We start from the raw sequence: 22123 nt of genomic DNA, 5'->3' as shown, positions 1-22123 counted from the left end.
CAGCATGACAGATGCTGTTATAACTATAAAATCTTTAGCTAATGAAATTAAAATTTCAGTAAAAAATATAATTAGATATTTTTCTAATATAGGTGTTTCTAAATTAGAAAATGATATAGTTAATAAAGAAGAAAAAAAAAATCTTTTAATATATTTAAAAAATAAAAAAATAAAAAATTTAAAATTATTAACTATACAAAAAAAAAAATATAAAATTATAAATAATAAAAAAAAAATACCTTTAGATAAAAAAAAATTATCAAAAAAATTACATAAAATTAATAATTATATTTTACCTAAAAAAAATATTTTAAAAAAATTTAATTCATTAATTAAAAATAATGATCAAGAAATAAAAAATATAAATTATAAAAAAAAAAAAATACATAATAACAAAAATTATTATAAACAAAAAAATTTAAATACCGATTTTTTAAATAAAAAAATATATAATAAAAAAAAAAATAAAAAAATTTTTAAAAAAAATAACGAAAATAAAAAAAAAAATATTAATTATAAGTATAAAAAAAATTTTTTTAAATTATATCAAAATTTTAATAAACCTATTAAAAGTATTAATAGAAATATTATTATTCATGAAACTATTAGTATAATTGAATTATCTAATAAAATGGCTGTTAAAAGTTCAGAACTTATAAAAATTATGATTAATATGGGTGAAAAATTTTCTAATATTAATCAAAAATTAGATCAAGAAACAGCACAATTAATAGCTGAAGAAATGGGGCATAAAGTTATATTACGTAATGAAAATGATATTGAAAAATCATTAATTAATAATAAAATTAATACTGATGAAGTACCTATTATAAGATCTCCTATAGTTACAATTTTAGGTCATGTTGATCATGGAAAAACTTCATTATTAGATAATATTTGTTCAAGTAATATTACTTCGAAAGAAGTAGGAGGTATTACTCAATATATAAATTCATATGAAATAAAATTTAATAATAAAAAAATAATATTTCTCGATACTCCAGGACATGAATCTTTTACCTCTATGAGGTTAAGAGGGATACAAATTACAGATATAATAATATTAGTTATTGCAATTGATGATGGCGTTATGCTACAAACTATAGAAGCAATACAACATGCAAAACAAACAAAAATACCTATAATAGTTGTAATTAATAAAATTGATAAAAAAATTTCTAATTTTGAAAAAATAAAAAATGAATTAAGTAGATATAATATTATTTCTGAAGAATGGGGAGGAGATAATATATTTATTAAAGTTTCTGCTAAAACTGGAGAAGGTATAAATAATCTATTAAATGCTATTTTATTACAAGCAGAAATTTTAGAATTAAAAACTACTACTAAAGGTATTGCAAAAGGAGTTGTTATTGAATCTTATTTAGATAAAGGTAGAGGACCTATAGCTAATGTTTTAATTAAAGAAGGAATGTTAAAAAAAGGAAATATAGTCCTTTGTGGATCTACTTATGGTAAAATAAAAGGATTAATAAATTATAAAGGTTTAAATGTATCACAAGTAGGACCTTCTACTCCTATTAAAATTTTAGGTTTATCTGAAGTTCCATACGCCGGGGATAATTTAATTGTAGTAAATAATGAAAAACAAGCTAAACAAATAGCGCTATATAGAAAAAATAAATATCGTGAAATAAAATTAGCTAAAAAACAACAACAATTTAAAAAAAATTTTTTAAATTTAGATAATAAAAATATTTATGAAATAAATATTTTAATAAAAGGTGATGTTCAAGGTTCTGTTGAGGCTATTAAAGATACATTACTAAATTTATCTAATGATAAAATTATTATAAAAATTATTCATTTTGGTGTTGGAGAAATCACTGAAACAGATATTTCATTAGCAATAACTAATTCTAAAAAAAATGTTATTATTATTGGTTTTAATATTAAAATAAATAATCTTGCTAGAAATATAATAAAAATGAATAATATAAAAATTATATTTTTTACAATTATTTATGATTTAATAAATTATATGAAAAAATATCTACAAAAACTTTTAATTCCTAAATATAAAGAATCAACATTAGGATTAGCAGAAGTAAGAAGTATTTTTACTATACCTAAAATAGGAGTTATAGCTGGATGTATAGTAACATATGGAATAATTAAACGTAATAATTTAATAAAATTATTTAGAAATAATAAAATTTTCTATAAAGGAGTTATAGATTCTTTAAGAAGGTTTAAAGAAAGTGTTAATGAAGTACGTAATGGCATGGAATGTGGAATTAGTATCAAAAATTTCAATGATATTTATATAGGAGATAAAATAGAAATTTTTGAAAAAATTGAACTTATAAAAAAATAATTTTTAAATAATTATTTTTTAAAATAAACTATAAAATATTATATAAGTAAAGGAGTTTGTGATTGTATCGTAATCTACGTATTGCATATGAGTTAAAAAAACAAATAGCAAAAATATTACAAAATAATATAAATGATATAAGAATAAATAAGTTTAGTACTATTACCGATATAATAATATCAAAAGATTTTTCATATGCAAAAATATTTATAATATTACCATATAAAGAAGAAAAATTTAATAATAAAAAAAATTCACTTTTTTATTTAAATAAAATTACAGAATATATTAGATTTATTCTGAAAAAAAAAATAAATTTACGTAAAGTACCAAAATTAAAATTTTATTTAGATTCTTCCTTAAAAGAAGGAAAATATATTAGTTTTATTTTAAATAATTTAAAAATAAAAAAAAAAAAATTATATTAATAATATAATAATAATTTTTTATAAAAAAATATGTCAAAATTTTTTAAAAAACAAAATATAAATGGTTTATTATTACTTGATAAATCTATAGGTTTTACATCTAATAAAATTCTTCAATGTATTAAAAATATTTTTAATGCAAAAAAAGCAGGACATACAGGAACTTTAGATCCATTAGCTACTGGTTTACTACCAATATGTTTAGGAAAATATACTAAATTTAGTAAATATTTAATAAATGGAAATAAAATTTATTTAGTTACAGCTCTTTTAGGAGAAAAAACAAATACTGCGGATAAATATGGTTTTCTTATTAAAAAGAATAATGTTAATATAACTATAGAAAACCTTATTAAGGTAATTAATTTATTTAAAGGAAAAATTAAACAAAATCCCCCAATGTATTCTGCAATAAAATATAAGGGTATTCCTCTTTATAAATATGCAAGAAAAGGAATTAATTTTACTAATCTAAAAAAGAGAAATATTATAATTTATCAAATTAAATTATTAAAATTTTATAAAAATATAATTAAATTAAAAATTAATTGTTCTAAAGGGACTTATATTCGTAGTATTATTGACGAATTAGGAGATAAATTAAATTGTGGTGCTCATGTTATTAAATTACGTAGAATACAAATATCTCATATTTCTATTTTACATAAAAATGTTATAACTATTGAACAATTAAAAACATTAATTATAAATTATCAAAATAATAAATTAAATATTTTTTTAATAAAAAAATTATTATTACCTATTGATTATATGATAAATAATATACCTAAATTATATTTATCTTATTTTATAATTAAAAAAATAATAAATGGTGAAAAAATAAAAATTACATCTATAGTAAAGCAACAAATATTTCGTATATTTGAAACAAATTTACATAATTTTATAGGTATCTGTGAAATAAATAATAAAGGTTATATATTAAAATGTAAATTAGTAAATTATCTCTAAAATTTTATTAATTTACAAATAATTTAATGGAGTTAAGTTATGAGTATTAATGCAGAAAAAAAAATAAAAATTATCAAAAAATATGAAACTAGTTCTAAAGATAAAGGATCTACTAAGGTACAAATTGCTTTATTAACATTTAAAATTAATTATCTACATAAACATTTTACTATTCATAAAAAAGACCATCATAGCCGTCGGGGACTTTTACATATGATATCACAACGTAGAAAATTATTAAATTATTTTAAAAAAAAAAACTTACATGAATATAATATATTAATTGAAAACTTAGGGTTAAGAAAATAAGTATATTTTTATATAATTTATATTAATGATAGATTTTAAAAACTAATTTATTTTTTTAGTATAAAAATTTTTATTTGAAGGATATTTATTTTGTTAAACCCGATTATTCATAGATTCCGTTATGGAAATAATACTGTAACTATTGAAACAGGAATGATAGCTAGACAGGCAACATCAGCTGTTATGGTTAGTATTGACGATACAGCTGTATTTGTTACCATGGTAGTAGATAATAAAGTAAAAACAGAACAAAATTTTTTTCCATTATCAGTATATTATCAAGAAAAATCATATGCAGCTGGTCGTATTCCAGGTAATTTTTTTCGTAGAGAAGGAAGACCTAGTGAAAGTGAAATCTTAATTTCTCGATTAATTGATCGTCCTATTAGACCTTTATTTAAAAAAGGTTTTTTAAATGAAATTCAGATTATAGCTACTGTTATGTCTGTAAATCCTGAGATTAATCCAGATATTGTAGCTATTATAGGAGCATCTACTGTTTTAAATTTATCTGGAATCCCATTTAATGGACCATTTGGTACTGCACGTATTGGTTATATTAATAATAATTATGTTTTAAATCCTAGTATAAAAGAAATGAAAAATAGTAAATTAGATTTAATTATTTCCAGTACTAAAAAAGCTGTTTTAATGGTAGAAGCTAAATCTTATTTATTAACTGAAGAACAAATTTTAGAAGCAATAATATATGGACATAATCAACAACAAATTTTAATTAATAATATTATTAAATTATCTAATCAAATAAAAAAAAAATCTTATGAATGGATTTTATATCCTTTAAAAAATAAAAAACTTAAACAAAAAATTAATTTTTTATCTTATAAAAAATTAAGTAAAATATATAGTATTAAAGAAAAACAAATTAGAATTAATAAAATTGATTCTTTAAAATTAAAAATTATTGAATTAATAAAAGAAGAAAAAGAATATGAAAATATTTCAATTCATGATTTTAATGAAATTTTTTATGAATTAGAAAAAAATATAGTTCGAAAAAATATTATTAATAAAAATCTTAGAATTGATGGACGTGAACATGATATGATACGTGGTTTAGATGTACGTATAGGTGTTCTTCCTAGAACACACGGTTCTGCTTTATTTACAAGAGGAGAAACTCAAGCTTTAGTAACAGCTACATTAGGAACCACTAGAGATGCTCAATCATTAGATGATTTAATAAATAACAAAACAGATAATTTTTTATTTCATTATAATTTTCCTCCCTATTCTGTTGGTGAAATTGGTATAATTAGTTCTCCTAAAAGACGTGAAATTGGACACGGAAATTTAGCAAAAAAATCTTTAATACCTATTATGCCTAGTTTAGATAATTTTCCTTATACAATTCGTATTGTTTCTGAAATTACAGAATCTAATGGTTCATCTTCTATGGCTTCAGTGTGTGGAGCATCTTTAGCTATGATGGATGCAGGTATTCCAATAAAAAATGCTGTAGCTGGAATAGCTATGGGATTAATTAAAGAAGAAAATAATTTTATAATATTATCAGATATTTTAGGTGATGAAGATCATTTAGGTGACATGGATTTTAAAGTTGCAGGAACTAAAATAGGTATTACTTCATTACAAATGGATATGAAAATAGAGGGTATAACTTATGAAATAATAAAATCAGCTTTATTTCAAGCTAAATTAGCAAGATTACATATTTTAGAAGTAATGAAACAAGTTATTTCTATTCCTAGAAAAAAAATTTCAGAATTTGCACCAAGAATTCATACAATAAAAATTAATCCAGAAAAAATTAAAGATATGATAGGAAAGGGAGGATCTGTTATTAGAGCTTTAACTGAAGAAACTGATACAGTTATTGAAATAGAAGACAGTGGAATTGTAAAAATTGCTGCTAAAAATAATGAAAAAATTAAATTTGCAATTCGTCGTATAGAAGAAATTACAGCAGATATAATTGTTGGTCAAATTTATAATGGTAAAGTTATACGTATTGTAGAGTTTGGAGCTTTTATCTCTATAGGTAATGGTAAAGAGGGATTAGTACATATTTCACAAATTACTAATAAACATGTTAGTAAAGTAAGTGATTATTTACAAGTATTACAAAATGTACTTGTTAAAGTTATGGAAATTGATAAACAAGGAAGAATAAGATTAAGTATAAAAGCTGCTATTATTGATAAAATTTAATTTTTAATAATTTATTTTTTTATTAAAAATTTATTTATAAATAATTATATAAATTTTTTTAAGAAATAATATTTTTTAAAAATAAAAATATTTATTAAATATAGTAATTTATAAAGATTAATTGTAAAATTATTATTTATATTAAGTATTTTAATATTTGTAATTATGTTGTGTTATAAACATAATTACAATTTAATTATAAACTTTCATCATCCTATCTATTAATTATTAGATAATTACTAATTTTTTTTAAAATTATATATTTAAAATGAGGTATGTTTATTATATGACGAATATTACTTTTACTAAATTTGGTTTAAATAAATTTATTTTAAAATCATTAAAAGATATAGGATACATAAAACCATCTCCTATCCAAAAAAAATGTATTCCTTATTTATTATTAAAAAAAGATGTATTAGGAATAGCACAAACAGGTAGTGGTAAAACTGCTGCATTCATATTACCTTTATTAAATAATTTAAATCTATCTATTAAAAAAACACAAGTATTAATTTTAACACCTACAAGAGAATTAGCAATACAAGTAGCTGAAGCAGCTTCTATCTTTGCAAAATATATTAATGGAATTAATATTTTAGCTTTATATGGAGGACAATCTTATCAAATACAACTTAAACGTTTACATTTAGGAGTTCAAATTATTATAGCAACTCCAGGACGTTTATTAGATCATATTCAAAGAAAAACTGTTAATTTATCTAAATTAAATAGTTTAGTAATAGATGAAGCAGATGAAATGTTAAGAATGGGATTTATAGAAGATGTAGAAAAAATATTATCTACAATTCCTAAAGGATATCAAACTTCATTATTTTCAGCAACTATGCCTAAAAGAATTAAAAATATAACTAAAAATTTTATGTTTAATCCATATGAAGTATCTATAAAAACAGATACTAAAACTATTCCGGATATCAAACAAACTTATTGGTTAATATATGGTAAAAAAATAGATGCTTTAATGAAATTTTTAGAAACTGAAAATTTTGATGCAGCTTTAATTTTTGTTAAAACTAAAATTTCAACTATTGAAATAGCAGATATATTAAAACAATTTAGTTATAATAGTGCTGCTTTAAATGGAGATATGAATCAAAATAATAGAGAAAAAACATTAGAAAAATTTAGAAAAGGTAAATTAGATATTTTAATTGCTACCGATATTGCAGCAAGAGGATTAGATGTAGATAGAATTGATTTAGTTATAAATTATGATATTCCTATGGATATTGAATCATATATTCACCGTATAGGAAGAACAGGAAGAGCAGGTAGACAAGGTAAATCTTTAACATTTATTGAATATAGAGAAAAAAGATTACTTAAAAATATTGAACGTAGAATAAAATGTTCTATTAATGAAATCTTATTACCTAATTCTAAAATTTTATGTCAAAAAAGATTAGAAAAATTTATAATTAAAATAAAAGAAGAGGAAAATTCTATAAATAATATAGACTTAATACAATATAAAAATATTATTTCAACATTAATACTTAAAAGTGATATAAATCAAGAAAAACTAATAGCAATTTTATTAAAATTATCTCAAAATAAAAGACCTTTAATATTACCCCCAGATCCTATACATAATTTTAAAAAACAATTTAATAAAAAATTAAATTTTATTAAAAATAAATATACTAAAAAATATAGAAAAATAAAAAATTATATGAATATTTATCGTATAAATATAGGCAAAAAAGATAAAGTAGAAATTAGACATATTGTAGGTGCTATTATTAATGAATGTAAAATAAATAGTAATGATATTGGCAATATAAAATTATTTGCTGATTATTCTACTATTGAATTATCTTCAATTATTAAGAAAAATATTATGAATTTTTCTAAAAAAATTAAAATTTTAAATAAAAGTATTAATTTTGAATCAATATTTAAATTTAAAAAATCTCATAAAAATTTAAATTTTAAATTTAAAAAAAAAAAATTTATAAAAAAATATTTAAGATAAATTAAAAATTTTAGAATAATTTAAGTAATAAAATTTTATAAAATGATTTTTTTATTATTAATAATTAATTTTAATTAAAATTTTTATAAAAATTAATTAATCCTTGAGATGAACTATCATATTTATTTATTTTTTGAATATTTTGATTTAAATCTTCAACTAAAAAATTAGTTATTTTTTTTCCTAATTCAACACCCCATTGATCAAAAGAAAATATATTTAAAATTACTCCTTGTATAAAAATTTTATGTTCATAATATGAAATTAATAACCCTAAATTATAAGGAGTTATTTTTTTTAAAAAAATAGAATTACTAGGTTTATTGCCAAAACAACATTGATATATATTTTTTTTACATATATAATCATCAATATTACCAAATGCTAGTGCTTTTGTTTGTGCAATATAATTTGCAATAAGTTTAATATGATGATCTTGATAATTATTATTATTAGATATAGCAAAAGATATAAAATCACATGGTATTAATTTAGTTCCCTGATGTAACATTTGAAAAAAAGAATGTTGTCCATTAGTACCTATATCACCCCATATAATAGAACTAGTTTGATATTTTATTCTATTCTTATTTCTATCTATAGATTTACCATTAGATTCCATATTTAATTGTTGTAAATATGCAGGTAAAAAACGCATATTTTCACAATAAGGAATTATTGCTTCTGTTTCTGTATTCCAAAAATTACTATACCAAATACTAATTAAAGCCATAATAATAGGAATATTTTTATCTATAGGATTAGAAAAAAAATGTTGATCCATTTTATTAGCACCTTGTAATAATTTTTTAAAATTATTAAAACCAATAGCTAAAGATATTGATAATCCTATAGAAGACCATAAAGAAAAACGTCCTCCTATTTCAGATAATAAAGGTAAAATATTATTTTTATCAATACCAAAATTTATAGCTGCATCAATATTATTTGTAACAGCAATAAAATGTTTAGAAAAAATATTTTTATTAAAATCTATATTTATATTTTTTATAAACCATTTTTTTATACTTAAAGCATTAGTTATTGTTTCTTGTGTATTAAAAGTTTTTGAAGCAATAATAAATAAACTTTCTTCTGGTTTTACTTTAGTAATAATATTTATTAATTGATTAGAATCAATATTAGATAAAAAAAATAAATTTAATTTATTTTTATAAGATTTTAATGATTCTGTAATCATTAAAGGACCTAAGTGAGAACCACCTATGCCTATATTTATAATATTTTTTATTTTTTTATTTGTATAACCTTTCCATTTTTCTAAAATAATATTATCAGAAATATTTTTCATTTTTTTTAAAATTTGTTTTATATCATCATATATTTGATGTTTTTTTAAAAAAAAATGGATATTATCATTTCTTAATGCTGTATGTAAAACAGATTTATGTTCTGTTATATTAATTTTCTTACCATAAAACATAGCATTAATAGCTTCAATACACTTAGTTTCTCTTGCTAAATTAAATAAATGAATCATAGTTTCATTATTAAGAAAATTTTTTGAATAATCAAAAAGAATTTTATTTTCAAAATTAATAGAAAAATTTTTAAATCTATTTTTATCTATTAAAAATAAATCATTAATAGTTAATTTTTTAATTTTTTTAAAATGATTTTGTAAATTTTTCCAAGAATAAGTTTTTACAGGATTAATATTTTTCATATAATATTATTAATATAATAAAATTAAAATTTTTTAAATAAAAATTATTTTTAAATAAAAAATACATTATTTTATAATAGATTATATCATAATTTTTAAATTTTTTAAAAATTCAATTTTTAAAATTTTTTTTATATGATAAAATATACTTTTTAAATAAATTTAATTTTATATGATTCTTAGTTATTTAATTATTCCAAATAATAATTTATTTATTAAAAATAAATATACAATTATTATATTACATGGATTATTTGGAAATAAAAAAAGTTTATATTTTATGGGTAAATTTTTAAATAAATATTTAAAATATAAAATATTATTGTTAGATATTAGAAATCATGGTTTATCTCCTCAAAATAATAAAATGGATTATCTTTTTTTATCTCAAGATATATTAGATACATTAAATTTTTTAAATATTAAAAAAAATATTATTATTATTGGGCATTCAATGGGAGGGAAAATAGCTATGAATCTTACTCAATTTATATTACCTAATAATATTAAAATGATAATTATTTTAGATATAGCTCCTGTAAAATATAAAAATGTTATTAATAATATTTTTTTTATATTAGAAAAAGTATATAAAAAAAAAATTTTAATAAGAAAAAATGTATTTCATATGTTTAAACAATATATTAAAAATAAATATATAATAAGCGCATTATTAAAAACATTTATAAATGGTAAATGGGACTTTAATTTACCAATATTAAAAAAAGAATATGAAAAAATATTAAATTGGCATTTAATTTCTCCATGGAATGGAAATATTGTTTTTTTAAAGGGAGAACAATCAAATTATATAAATAAAATTTATTATAATAAAATATTTTATCAATTTCCTAATGCTAGGATATATAATATTGAAAATGCTGGTCATTTATTACATATTGAAAATACAAAATTAGTATTTAATTTAATATTAAAATTATGTTATAAATAATATTTTTTAGAGAAAATAATAAAAAATGTCAAAAATTGGAATTTTTTTTGGTAGTGATACAGGTAATACTGAAAATGTTGCTTGTAATATATATAAAAAATTAGGAAATAAAATTTCTTCAATATTTAATATCGCTCAAGTAGAACAAAAAGATATTGAACAATATAATATTCTTTTATTTGGAATTCCTACATGGTATTATGGAGAAGTTCAATGTGATTGGGAATATTTTTTACCTACTTTAGAAAAAATTAATTTTAAAAACAAAATTTTAGGTTTATTTGGTTGTGGTGATCAAGAAGACTATGGAGAATATTTTTGTGATGCTATTAGCATTATTTATAATATAGTTAAAATAAATAAAGCGAGAATTATAGGATATTGGCCTACTAAAGGATACTATTTTCATAGTACTAAAAGTTTAAAAAATAAAAATTATTTTTTAGGATTAACTATAGATGAAGATAGACAACCAGAATTAACTAATTTACGTATTAATACTTGGATAAAACAGATATTAAAAGAATTAAAAATATAATAATTATAAAATCAATTATATAAAATATAATTGATTTTATTTTATTAATTAATAATTAATTATTTTTTTTTTTTAATGAAATAATTCTATTAAAAATTATTTTATTTTTATTTGAATATTTTTTATCAAAAAAAAAATACCCCTCTCTTTCAAATTGAAAATGTTGATTATTATTATTTAATTGTAATAAATTTTTTTCTATAAAACCATTATATATTAATAATGATTTTTTATTTAAAAAAGATAAAATATTATCAATATTATTGATATTTTTTTTTATAAATAAATTATTATATAAATAAAATAAAGCTGGTTTAGAATAAGAACAAGATATCCAATGAATTATACCTTTTATGATTCTTTTTTTTTTATCTATTTTAATTCCTAATGTATCTTTATAATAAATACAATGTATACAAGTAATATTTCCATTTTTATTTTTAATTATTTTTTTTGCTTTAATTATAAATGAATATCTTAATCGTACTTTACCACCTAAAATAAGTCTTTTATAATTTTTTTTTTCTATTTCAGAAAAATCTAAAATATCTATATATATTTCTTTAGTAAAATAAATATTTTTATATCCCATGTTTTTATTATTAGGATGATTAGGAATTAATAATTTTATTTTTTTATTTGATGGAAAATTATCAATAATAATTTTTAAAGGTCTTAATACTGCCATTGCTCTAGGTGCTATTTTATTTAATTCTAATCTTATACAAGATTCTAAAGAAGATATTTCTATAATATTATTTTGTTTAGTTATACCTATACGATAACAAAAATCTTTTAAAGATGAAGCAGTATATCCTTTCCTACGTAATCCGGAAATAGTTAATAAACGAGGATCATCCCATCCACTAACAATTTTATTTTTTATTAATATATTAATATTTCTTTTTGAAGTTATTCCATATTCTATTTTTAATTTTGAAAATTCATATTGTTTTGGATGATGTTTTATACTAATATTATTAAGTATCCAATCATATAAAATTCTATTATCTTGAAATTCTAATGTACATAAAGAATGTGTAATACCTTCAATTGCATCAGCTATACAATGACTAAAATCATAAGTTGGATATATACACCATTTTTTACCAGTCTGGTGATGTTCTTGAAATTTAATTCTATATAAAACAGGATCTCTCATCACAATAACTTTTGATTGCATATCTATTTTTGCACGTAAAGATACTTTACCTTCGGGAAATCTACCTAAACGCATTTTTTTAAATAATTCTAAATTTTCTTCTATTGAACGATTTCTATATGGACTATTTTTTCCTGGTATTAATAATGTACCTCTATAATTTTTAATATCTTTTATATTTAATTCATCAACATAAGCTAAATTTTTTTTAATTAATTCTATTGCATATTTATATATTAAATCAAAATAATTTGATGAATATTTAATATTTTTATCCCATTTAAATCCTAACCATATTAAATCTTTTTTTATAGATTTAATATATTTTATATTTTCAGTTGAAGGATTAGTATCATCAATTCTTAAAAAAAATATTCCTTTATAAAATTTAGCTATAGAAAAATTTAAACAGATTGATTTAATATGTCCTATATGGAGATACCCATTAGGTTCTGGAGGGAATCTAGTACATATTATGTTATATTTTTTATTTCTTATATCATTTTCAATTATTTTAAAAATAAAGTTTTTTTTATAAAAATTATTATATTTATACATATTTATTTTACTCTTTTCACAATTTTAATTTAAATATAAATTTAAATGAATAAATTAGTTGACGTTATACTTTATTATTTACATAATATAAGTACAAATTTTAGGCTACGTAGCTCAGTTTTGGTTAGAGCACAGCATTCATAACGCTGAGGTCATGGGTTCAATTCCCATCGTAGCTATTATAAAATTAAAAATAATTTTGCGGAAGTGGCGGAATTTTGGTAGACGCACCAGATTTAGGTTCTGGCTATTTAATTATAAAATAATACGAGTTCAAGTCTCGTCTTCCGTAAAAATTTGGGGTATAGCCAAGTGGTTAAGGCACCGGTTTTTGATACCGGCATCCCTGGTTCAAATCCAGGTACCCCAGATCTATTTATCTTTTTTATTTTCTAAAACTTAATAAAAAAACTATAATTGTTAAATTATGTTAAATAATAAATTATATATTAAAACTTGGGGCTGTCAAATGAATGAATATGATTCTTCTAAGATAGCTGATATTATGGAAAATAAGTTAAATTGTAAAATTACTACATCTATAAAAGATGCAAACATTTTAATATTAAATACTTGTTCTATTAGAGAAAAAGCACAAGAAAAATTATTTCATCAATTAGGAAGATGGAAAATTTTAAAAAAAAAAAATCCAGAAATTATTATTGGAGTAGGGGGATGTGTTGCTTCACAAGAAGGTAAAAAAATATTAGATAGAGCATATTATGTAGATATAATTTTTGGCCCTCAAACTTTCCATAAATTACCTAAAATGATATATAAAATACGTAAATTTAAAAAATTTTTAATTGATATAAGTTTTCCTAAAATTGAAAAATTTAAATTTTTTCCTTTGACAAAAACAAAAAATGTAAGTTCTTTTATTTCAATTATAGAAGGTTGTAATAAATATTGTACTTATTGTATAGTACCTCATACTAGAGGTAAAGAAATAAGTCGTCCTTATAAAGATATTCTTTTAGAAATTAAAAATTTATCTGATCAAGGAGTTAAAGAAATACATTTATTAGGACAAAATGTCAACTCCTATAAATATATTGATAAAAAAAATAAAAAATGTTATACATTTGCAAAATTATTAATATTAATTTCTAAAATAGAAAATATAAAAAGAATTAGGTTTACAACAAGTCATCCAAAAGATTTTTCTGATGAATTAATTAATGTATATCAAAAAATTCCTAAATTAGTAAATTTTTTACATTTACCAGTACAAAGTGGTTCTGATCGAATTTTATCTCTAATGAAAAGAAGATATAGTATTTTAGAATATACTAAAATTATAAATAAAGTTAGATATATTAGACCATATATTCAAATTAGTTCAGATTTTATTGTAGGTTTTCCAGGTGAGACAAAAAGCGATTTTGATGATACAATTTCTTTAATTTTAGATCTAGATTTAGACATGGGTTTTAGTTTTATTTATTCTCCTAGACCAGGAACGCCAGCTAGTAAAATGAAAGATAACATAAATATTTTAGAAAAAAAAAAAAGATTATATTTATTACAACATTATATAACACAACAAACTAAAAAATTTAGTTTAAAAATGTTAAATACAATACAAATTATTTTAGTAGAAGGTATATCTCCTCAAAATAATAAATATTTTGGAAAAACTGAAAATAATAGAATAGTATACTTTATGAGTAAAATAAATTATATTGGCAAATTTATAAATGTTAAAATTATTGATTCTTATATATATTCTTTATATGGAGAATTTATATCTATCTGTAATAATTAATTATTTTTTTTAAAAATCATATGAAATTTAATATTATCTTAAATTATTATAATTTTTGTAAAAATAATAATAATTTACCTTTTAAAAATGATATTTTTTATTGGTTAAATAAAATTTTTTATAAAAAAAACATAAAAAAAATTATAATAACTATATCTATAGTTGAAAAAAAAACTATTATAAAACTTAATAAAAAATATTTAAAAATATCTCAACCAACTAATGTCTTGTCTTTTTTATTAGAAAAAAATTTTCTTAAAAAAGAATTATTAGGAGATATTATTTTATGTAAAGAAATTATTGAATATGAATCTTTTTTAGAAAAAAAATCATTAAAATCTCATTGGGCTCATATTATTATACATGCTTGTTTACATTTATTAAAATATGATCATAAAAATATCAAAGAAACATCTTTAATGCAATCAAAAGAAATTAAAATACTTAATTTACTTGGTTATAAAAATCCATATTTTTAAAAATAAAATTTATATAAAATTAAAATTAAATAATATATTCAGGAATTATTTTTATATGAAAAAAGAATATTCTCCTAAAGAAATAGAGTTTTATGTACAAAAAAAATGGGATTTAAAAAAAACTTTTAAAGTAATTGAAAATTATAATAAAGAAAAATTTTATTGTCTTTCAATGTTACCTTATCCATCAGGTAAATTACATATGGGACACGTACGTAATTATACCATAGGAGATGTTATTGCAAGATATCAACGTATGATAGGAAAAAATGTTTTACATCCAATTGGATGGGATGCTTTTGGTTTACCAGCTGAAATAGCTGCTCATCATCATAATATATCACCTACTATATGGACTAAAAATAATATTGCATATATGAAAAAGCAATTAAAATTATTAGGGTTTAGTTTTGATTGGGATAGAGAAATAACAACATGTAATCCTAATTATTATCGTTGGGAACAATGGTTTTTTTTAAAATTATATAAACTAGGTTTAGCATATAAAAAAAATGCTATAGTAAATTGGTGTCCTATAGATAAAACAGTATTAGCTAATGAACAAGTAATTAATAATTGTTGTTGGCGATGTAATAGTATTATTAAAAAAAAATGGATAAAACAATGGTTTTTAAAAATTACTAATTACGCTGAAGAATTATTAAATGATTTAAAAAAATTAGATGATTGGCCGAAAAAAGTAAAAAATATGCAAAAAAATTGGATTGGTAAAATAGAAGGAATAGAAATTATTTTTAAAATTAATAATACTAATTATGAATTTAATGTTTTTATCGAAAAAAAATATTATCATACTATTAATAATATTTCTTTCATAAAAATTTTATATAATCATTCTATATGTAAAAAATTTATAAAAAATATAAAAATTAAAAATTTTATTAAAGAATGTTCATCAACATCTTTTATAGAAAAAAAAAATTTTTCATTTCATAATATGAAATATATTAATAGTAAATTATTTGCAAAAAATATTTTTATAAAAAAAATACCAATAATAATTGTAAATTATTTATCTGACATTAATGAAATTGACGCTACTATCGGTATCCCCCAATATAATAAAAAAGATAATATTTTCATACAAAATTATAATATATCAATTATACAAAATAATAAAAAAGTAAATTTTTTTAAAAATATTGAAAAAAATAATAAATCATTAATTAATTATTTAATTTTTAAAAAAAAAGCTTTTTATAAAAAGTATTATCATTTAAAAGATTGGAGTATTTCAAGACAACGTATTTGGGGAACTCCTATTCCAATAATTATACAAAATAACAAAAAATTTATACCTTTAAAAGAAAAAGATTTACCTCTTATTTTTCCTAAAAAAATTTTTAATAAAAATATAAAAGAAAATTATAATAAAAAAATTAAAAATAATTTAAATTGGTTTTATTATAATAATAATGGAATAACAGGACAAATAGAAACTGATACATTTGATACTTTTATAGAATCTTCTTGGTATTATGTAAGATATACATGTACTGATGAAAATAATAATATGATAAATAAAAAAAAAGCTAAATATTGGTTACCTGTAGACCAATATATTGGAGGTATAGAACATGCAATAATGCATTTATTATATTTTCGATTTTTTCATAAATTAATGAGAGATATAGGATTATTAGATACAGATGAACCAGTAAAAAAATTATTATGTCAAGGAATGGTTTTAGCAGATTCTTATTATTATATAGATAAAAAAAAAAAATATCATTGGGTAAATTTTAAAAACATTTCTTTTAATAAAGAAAATAATGATATATTTGATAATAAGGGAAGAAAATTAATTCATCATGGTATGATTAAAATGTCTAAATCTAAAAATAACGGTGTTGATCCTCAAGATATTATTAAAAAATATGGAGCAGATACTTTACGTCTTTTTATTATGTTTGCTACCCCACCTACTATGGATTTAGAATGGAAAGAATCAGGTATTAAAGGAATGTATAGATTTTTAAAAAAATTATGGAAATTTATTTACGAATATAAAAAATTATATAATAATTATCAACAAATAAAAAAAAATAAACTATTTTATGAATATAATAAAGAACAATTAATAATACAGTTATATATAAATAAAACTATTATTAGAGTAACAAATAATTTTGAAAAAGATCAATCTTTTAATACAGCAATATCATCAATAATGATATTATTTAATAAATTTATAAAATATAAAATATGTAATAATATTGATTATATTATAATTTTTAATGGATTATTAGTTATACTAAAAATGTTATATCCTTTTACTCCTCATATTTGTTTTATATTATGGAAATATATGGGTAATTATAATGATATAGATTATGAATTATGGCCTGTAATTACAAAAATTGATACTACAAAAATAATTAATACTTTTAATATAGTAATTCAGATAGACGGAAAAAAAAAATATAATCTTTCTATCCCCAAAAAATATCAAAATAAACAAAATTATATTGAAGAATATATATTATCACATAATAAAATATCTAAATATTTAAGAAATATTAAAATTATAAAAATTATATATATACCATATAAAATATTTAATATAGTAACAAAAAAAAAATAACATTTATAGTTTTAATAAATTAAAATATTTATTTCTTAAAATAAATTTTAAAAAAATGAATCAGATATTATTAAATAATTTTTATAAAAATATTTATAATAAAAAATATTTTTGTTATACTATAACTGGTAATGAACTTTTTTTTATTAAAAAAAATATAAATTTATTATTAAATAAATTATTAGAATTAGGTTATATAAAAAATAATGTTATTATTATAGATAATGATACTATTTGGGATAATATTTTTTCTAAATTTTCTATAATTGATTTTTTTTGTAAAAAACAAATAGTACACTTAATTTTTATTAATAAAGTATTATTTTTAAAATTTAAAAATAATATTATTAATTTAATTAAATACATAAATATTAATAATATTCTTATTTTAGAAATACATGATTATATTAATTTATATATAGAAAAAACTATACAAAAAATTATAAATAATCAATATGTAATTTTTTTAAAATATAATAAATTAAATAATATACAATTTATTAATTGGATCTATTATCGTTTTAAAAAATTAAATCTTTTTATAGATAAAAAAATTTGTAATTTATTACAAAAATTTTATTCAAATAATTTAATATTATTAGATCAGATTATAAATAATATTTATATACAAAAAAAAAATAATAATAATTGTTTTTCAAATTTTGATCTTAAAGATTATCTAAATAATTTAGTTTTTATAAAAAATAAAAATTTAATTAATGATTTTTTATTAGGTATAGATAATATTAAAAATAATTTAAAAATAATTAAACAGGAAAAAAATAATAAACAAAATGTTTTTTTAATTTTAAATAAATTACAAAAAAATATTTTTTTAATTCTAAAAATATACAGAAATATTAATAAATATGCTTTAAACTTAATTTTTAAAAAATTTGAAATATCTAAATCTAAACAAATTATATTTAAAATAATATTAAAAAAAATGAATAATAAAAAATTATATTTAATATTTAAATTATTATTAGAAATTGAAATAAATCTTAAAAGTTTTATAATAAATAATTATCAAGAAAAATTTTTCTGGATTGATTTAGAAAAATTAATTTTATTAATTTCATAAAATATTTTAAATACTTTAGGCATAAAATAATTATGAATAAAAATTATAATTTTTTAGAAAATTATACAATCAAATCAAAAATATTTTTACAAAGATTAAAGATTTTAATTAAAATATTTTTAATTTTTTTACTTATTTTAATATATAATTTATATTGTTTACAGGTTAAATCTCATAAAAAATATAAAGTCCAATCTAAAAAAAATTATATTAGTTTTTTTTTTTTAAAACCAAATAGAGGATTATTTTATGATAGAAATGGTGTAATTTTAGCTAAAAATAAAATTTTTTATCAGATAAAAATTAAACCTAATAATACTGATATTTTTTTTAAAAACATTATAATATTACAAAAATTGTTAAAATTAAAAATAAATATATATAATCTTATTAATTTTATAAAAAAAAAAATAAAATATAATCCATTAAAATCAATAATATTAAAAATTGATTTAAGTAATGTTCAAATATCAAAATTTTTAGTAAATAAATATAAATTTCCTGGAATATCTTTAAGATCTTATCAAAAACGTTTTTATCCTCAAGGTTATTTATTTGCACATGTAATAGGTTACATTAATTCAATTAATTACAAAAAAAAAATTATTTTTAAAAAAAAAAGTTCTGTAAAAAACTATAATGATACATCTTCAATAGGTATAAATGGTACTGAAAAATATTATGAAAAAGAATTATATGGAACACCAGGTTACCAAAAAATTGCTGTAAATAATATTGGTTTATATCAATATAGTATATGTGAAAAAAAAGCATATACAGGAAGTGATATTTACTTAACAATTGATTATAATTTACAAAAATATGTTTATTCATTAATGAATGATAAAAAAGGAGCTGTTATTATTAGTGACCCAAGAAATGGTGAAATTTTAGCAATGGTCTCCACTCCTAGTTTTAACCCTAATATATTTATTGATAATATTAAAGAAAATAATTTAAATGATATATTACAGAGTGATGAAAATCCTTTAATTAATCGTGCTATTCAAGGAATTTATCCTCCAGCTTCTACTGTTAAACCATATATTGCTTTATTAGCATTAAATTTAAATTTAATAAATAAAAATACAATATTATTTGATAAAGGATGGTGGAAAATCCCTAAATTTAATCAAATTTATAGAGATTGGAAAAAAAATGGTCATGGTTATTTAAATATTATTAAAGCATTACAAGAATCATCTGATTCTTTTTTTTATCGATTAGCTTATAATTTAGGTATTAATAAAATTGATAAATGGATGATTAAATTTGGTTACGGGAAATTAACAAATATTGATTTATACAATGAACAATTAGGAAATATGCCTACTAAACAATGGAAATTTCAAAATACTCAAATACCTTGGTATATAGGAGATACAATTTCAGTAGGTATAGGACAAAGTTATTGGAATGCTACTCCAATACAAATACACCAAGCATTAACTATTTTAATCAATAATGGTGTTAATAAACCTCTCCATCTTTATAAAAAAAAAAAATTAAATAATATTTTTGAGTATTATTCACCTCCAAAATATAAAAAAGTAGTAGATCTTCCTTTAAGATATTGGAATATAATAAAAGAAGGAATGTATAATGTAGTAAATAAAAAAAATGGGACTATGTATAAATATTTTTTTTCTGCAAAAAATTATAGTGTTGCAGCAAAAACAGGAACTGCACAAGTTTTTAACTTAAAAAATAAAAAAAAATATAATATTAATACAATAGAAAAAAAATTAAGAGATCATAAGCTTATAATAGCATTTGCACCTTTTAAAAATCCCAAAATAGCTATTACTATTATTATAGAAAATAGTGATAAAAATATATCAATAGGAAACATTACAAGAAAAATTTTAGATTATATTTTTAAACATAAAAAAGATTTTTTATACTAAAAAATATTCAATAACGTGATTTTATTATGAAAAAAAAAAAATTTAATTATTTTATTCATTCTGTTTTACATATAGATTTAATATTATTATTTATCATTACATTAATTTTAATAATTAGTTTATTTGTAACATGGAGTGCAATAGGTGTCCATAACCATATTTTTATAAAACATAAATTAATACAAATTTGTATAGGTTTTATAATTATGTTAATAGCGGTACAAATTCCTCCAGATATTTATGAAAAATATTCTTTTTTATTTTATTGGTTTTCTGTTTTTTTATTGATTGCAGTAGAATTTACTGGTTACACTACAAAAGGTGCACAGAGATGGTTAAATATCCGTTTTATTAAATTTCAACCATCTGAAATAGCTAAAATATCTGTTCCTTTAGTTATTGCTCATATTCTTAATAAAACAGACTATCCTATTAAAACTGAAACATTTTTTAGAATAATGATTCTTATTTTAATACCTACTATTTTAGTAGCTAAACAACCAGATTTAGGTACTGCTATATTAATTAGTTTATCTGGTGCTATTATATTATTTTTAGCTGGATTATCTTGGAAAAAAATTATAAATAGTATTATTTTATTTATAATATTTTTTCCTTTTGCATGGATATTTTTATTTCATGATTATCAAAGAGAAAGAATATCTATGCTATTAAAATCACATTATGATGTTTTAGGTAAAGGATATCATATTTTTCAGTCTAAAATAGCAATTAGCTCTGGAGGTATATTTGGTAAGGGATGGTTAAATGGTACACAAACACAATTAAATTTTTTACCAGAAAAACATACTGATTTTATATTTTCTGTATTAGCTGAAGAATTTGGTTTTGTAGGAGTCTTAGTAATAATAATTTTATATTTATTGTTAATAGGAAGAAGTATATTTTTATCGTTAAAATGTCGTTTTATTTTTAATAAAATAATGATTAGTGGGATAACGTTATTATTTTTTTTATGTACATTTATCAATATTAGTATGGTAAGTGGTTTATTACCTATTGTAGGAATTCCTTTACCATTAATAAGTTATGGAGGTACTTCTCTTGTAGTAACTATGGCTCATTTTGGAATTATAATGTCTATGTATACTCATGATAGTAAAATATAAATAAATAAAAATAT

General features: G+C 18.8%; 16 protein-coding genes and 3 tRNA genes. 17 read left to right on the top strand and 2 right to left on the bottom strand.

From position 1 onward, the window contains the following. Positions 1-4 precede the first annotated feature (4 nt). The 6 genes from infB (at position 5) to GJT98_RS01540 (ending at position 8239) form a co-directional block, all read left to right on the top strand. Positions 5-2338 carry a translation initiation factor IF-2 gene (infB, locus tag GJT98_RS01565; protein WP_168821187.1) on the top strand — a complete coding sequence of 778 codons (2334 nt, stop codon included), beginning with the start codon at positions 5-7 and terminating at the stop codon, positions 2336-2338. A gap of 62 nt (positions 2339-2400) precedes the next feature. Continuing rightward, positions 2401-2766 carry a 30S ribosome-binding factor RbfA gene (gene rbfA / locus GJT98_RS01560; protein WP_168821185.1) on the top strand — a complete coding sequence of 122 codons (366 nt, stop codon included), beginning with the start codon at positions 2401-2403 and terminating at the stop codon, positions 2764-2766. Positions 2767-2796: 30 nt separating this feature from the next. Beyond that, entirely contained in the window at positions 2797-3738 is a 942-nt protein-coding gene (gene truB, locus GJT98_RS01555) for a tRNA pseudouridine(55) synthase TruB (protein ID WP_168821183.1), read from the top strand. A 39-nt stretch (positions 3739-3777) separates the two neighbouring features. Beyond that, complete coding sequence (rpsO, locus tag GJT98_RS01550; protein ID WP_168821181.1) at positions 3778-4047, top strand: 30S ribosomal protein S15; 270 nt, start codon at positions 3778-3780, stop codon at positions 4045-4047. Between the two features lie 90 nt (positions 4048-4137). After that, positions 4138-6240 carry a polyribonucleotide nucleotidyltransferase gene (gene pnp, locus GJT98_RS01545; protein WP_168821179.1) on the top strand — a complete coding sequence of 701 codons (2103 nt, stop codon included), beginning with the start codon at positions 4138-4140 and terminating at the stop codon, positions 6238-6240. A 286-nt stretch (positions 6241-6526) separates the two neighbouring features. Next, entirely contained in the window at positions 6527-8239 is a 1713-nt protein-coding gene (locus GJT98_RS01540; protein WP_168821178.1) for a DEAD/DEAH box helicase, read from the top strand. Between the two features lie 70 nt (positions 8240-8309). Here the strand turns inward: GJT98_RS01540 and pgi are convergent, their stop codons facing one another. Then, complete coding sequence (pgi, locus tag GJT98_RS01535; protein WP_168821176.1) at positions 8310-9926, bottom strand: glucose-6-phosphate isomerase; 1617 nt, start codon at positions 9924-9926, stop codon at positions 8310-8312. 172 nt (positions 9927-10098) lie between these two features. Between pgi and GJT98_RS01530 the strand changes: the two genes are divergently transcribed. Both GJT98_RS01530 and fldA read left to right on the top strand, forming a co-directional pair. Beyond that, positions 10099-10878: an alpha/beta fold hydrolase gene (locus GJT98_RS01530; protein WP_168821174.1), complete on the top strand. Its 780-nt coding sequence runs from the start codon at positions 10099-10101 to the stop codon at positions 10876-10878. A gap of 25 nt (positions 10879-10903) precedes the next feature. Further along, entirely contained in the window at positions 10904-11416 is a 513-nt protein-coding gene (gene fldA, locus GJT98_RS01525; RefSeq protein ID WP_168821172.1) for a flavodoxin FldA, read from the top strand. A 55-nt stretch (positions 11417-11471) separates the two neighbouring features. Here the strand turns inward: fldA and glnS are convergent, their stop codons facing one another. Further along, positions 11472-13136, bottom strand: a complete 1665-nt coding sequence (gene glnS, locus GJT98_RS01520) for a glutamine--tRNA ligase (protein WP_168821169.1) — start codon at positions 13134-13136, stop codon at positions 11472-11474. A 103-nt stretch (positions 13137-13239) separates the two neighbouring features. Between glnS and GJT98_RS01515 the strand changes: the two genes are divergently transcribed. The 9 genes from GJT98_RS01515 (at position 13240) to rodA (ending at position 22109) form a co-directional block, all read left to right on the top strand. Further along, positions 13240-13315 (top strand) — tRNA-Met (locus GJT98_RS01515). Positions 13316-13337: 22 nt separating this feature from the next. Next, positions 13338-13428 (top strand) — tRNA-Leu (locus GJT98_RS01510). Positions 13429-13434: 6 nt separating this feature from the next. Further along, positions 13435-13506, top strand: a tRNA-Gln gene (locus GJT98_RS01505). 57 nt (positions 13507-13563) lie between these two features. Continuing rightward, entirely contained in the window at positions 13564-14904 is a 1341-nt protein-coding gene (miaB, locus tag GJT98_RS01500) for a tRNA (N6-isopentenyl adenosine(37)-C2)-methylthiotransferase MiaB (protein ID WP_168821167.1), read from the top strand. 20 nt (positions 14905-14924) lie between these two features. Then, positions 14925-15383 (top strand): rRNA maturation RNase YbeY, encoded by a 459-nt coding sequence (ybeY, locus tag GJT98_RS01495; protein ID WP_168821165.1) that lies wholly within the window; start codon positions 14925-14927, stop codon positions 15381-15383. A 55-nt stretch (positions 15384-15438) separates the two neighbouring features. Next, positions 15439-17988 (top strand): leucine--tRNA ligase, encoded by a 2550-nt coding sequence (leuS, locus tag GJT98_RS01490; protein WP_168821163.1) that lies wholly within the window; start codon positions 15439-15441, stop codon positions 17986-17988. A 55-nt stretch (positions 17989-18043) separates the two neighbouring features. Continuing rightward, entirely contained in the window at positions 18044-19072 is a 1029-nt protein-coding gene (locus GJT98_RS01485) for a DNA polymerase III subunit delta (protein WP_168821161.1), read from the top strand. 32 nt (positions 19073-19104) lie between these two features. Beyond that, positions 19105-20979, top strand: coding sequence for a penicillin-binding protein 2 (gene mrdA / locus GJT98_RS01480; protein ID WP_168821159.1), 1875 nt, complete (start codon positions 19105-19107; stop codon positions 20977-20979). 26 nt (positions 20980-21005) lie between these two features. Further along, positions 21006-22109 (top strand): rod shape-determining protein RodA, encoded by a 1104-nt coding sequence (gene rodA / locus GJT98_RS01475; RefSeq protein WP_168821158.1) that lies wholly within the window; start codon positions 21006-21008, stop codon positions 22107-22109. The last annotated feature ends 14 nt before the right edge of the window (positions 22110-22123 follow it).

This window comes from Enterobacteriaceae endosymbiont of Donacia sparganii (assembly GCF_012569045.1).
Lineage (GTDB): Bacteria > Pseudomonadota > Gammaproteobacteria > Enterobacterales > Enterobacteriaceae.
Note: the sequence above shows the minus strand (reverse complement) of the source record. Positions and strands in the feature narration are given on the sequence as shown.

Bases quoted from the DNA above. Each gene is read 5' to 3' on its own strand.
- GJT98_RS01530 (WP_168821174.1), top strand. From the start codon at position 10,099: ATGATTCTTAGTTATTTAATTATTCCAAATAATAATTTATTTATTAAA.
- infB (WP_168821187.1), top strand. From the start codon at position 5: ATGACAGATGCTGTTATAACTATAAAATCTTTAGCTAATGAAATTAAA.
- miaB (WP_168821167.1), top strand. From the start codon at position 13,564: ATGTTAAATAATAAATTATATATTAAAACTTGGGGCTGTCAAATGAAT.
- GJT98_RS01540 (WP_168821178.1), top strand. From the start codon at position 6,527: ATGACGAATATTACTTTTACTAAATTTGGTTTAAATAAATTTATTTTA.
- glnS (WP_168821169.1), bottom strand. From the start codon at position 13,136: ATGTATAAATATAATAATTTTTATAAAAAAAACTTTATTTTTAAAATA.
- fldA (WP_168821172.1), top strand. From the start codon at position 10,904: ATGTCAAAAATTGGAATTTTTTTTGGTAGTGATACAGGTAATACTGAA.
- GJT98_RS01485 (WP_168821161.1), top strand. From the start codon at position 18,044: ATGAATCAGATATTATTAAATAATTTTTATAAAAATATTTATAATAAA.
- rodA (WP_168821158.1), top strand. From the start codon at position 21,006: ATGAAAAAAAAAAAATTTAATTATTTTATTCATTCTGTTTTACATATA.
- pgi (WP_168821176.1), bottom strand. From the start codon at position 9,926: ATGAAAAATATTAATCCTGTAAAAACTTATTCTTGGAAAAATTTACAA.
- mrdA (WP_168821159.1), top strand. From the start codon at position 19,105: ATGAATAAAAATTATAATTTTTTAGAAAATTATACAATCAAATCAAAA.
- leuS (WP_168821163.1), top strand. From the start codon at position 15,439: ATGAAAAAAGAATATTCTCCTAAAGAAATAGAGTTTTATGTACAAAAA.
- ybeY (WP_168821165.1), top strand. From the start codon at position 14,925: ATGAAATTTAATATTATCTTAAATTATTATAATTTTTGTAAAAATAAT.
- truB (WP_168821183.1), top strand. From the start codon at position 2,797: ATGTCAAAATTTTTTAAAAAACAAAATATAAATGGTTTATTATTACTT.
- rpsO (WP_168821181.1), top strand. From the start codon at position 3,778: ATGAGTATTAATGCAGAAAAAAAAATAAAAATTATCAAAAAATATGAA.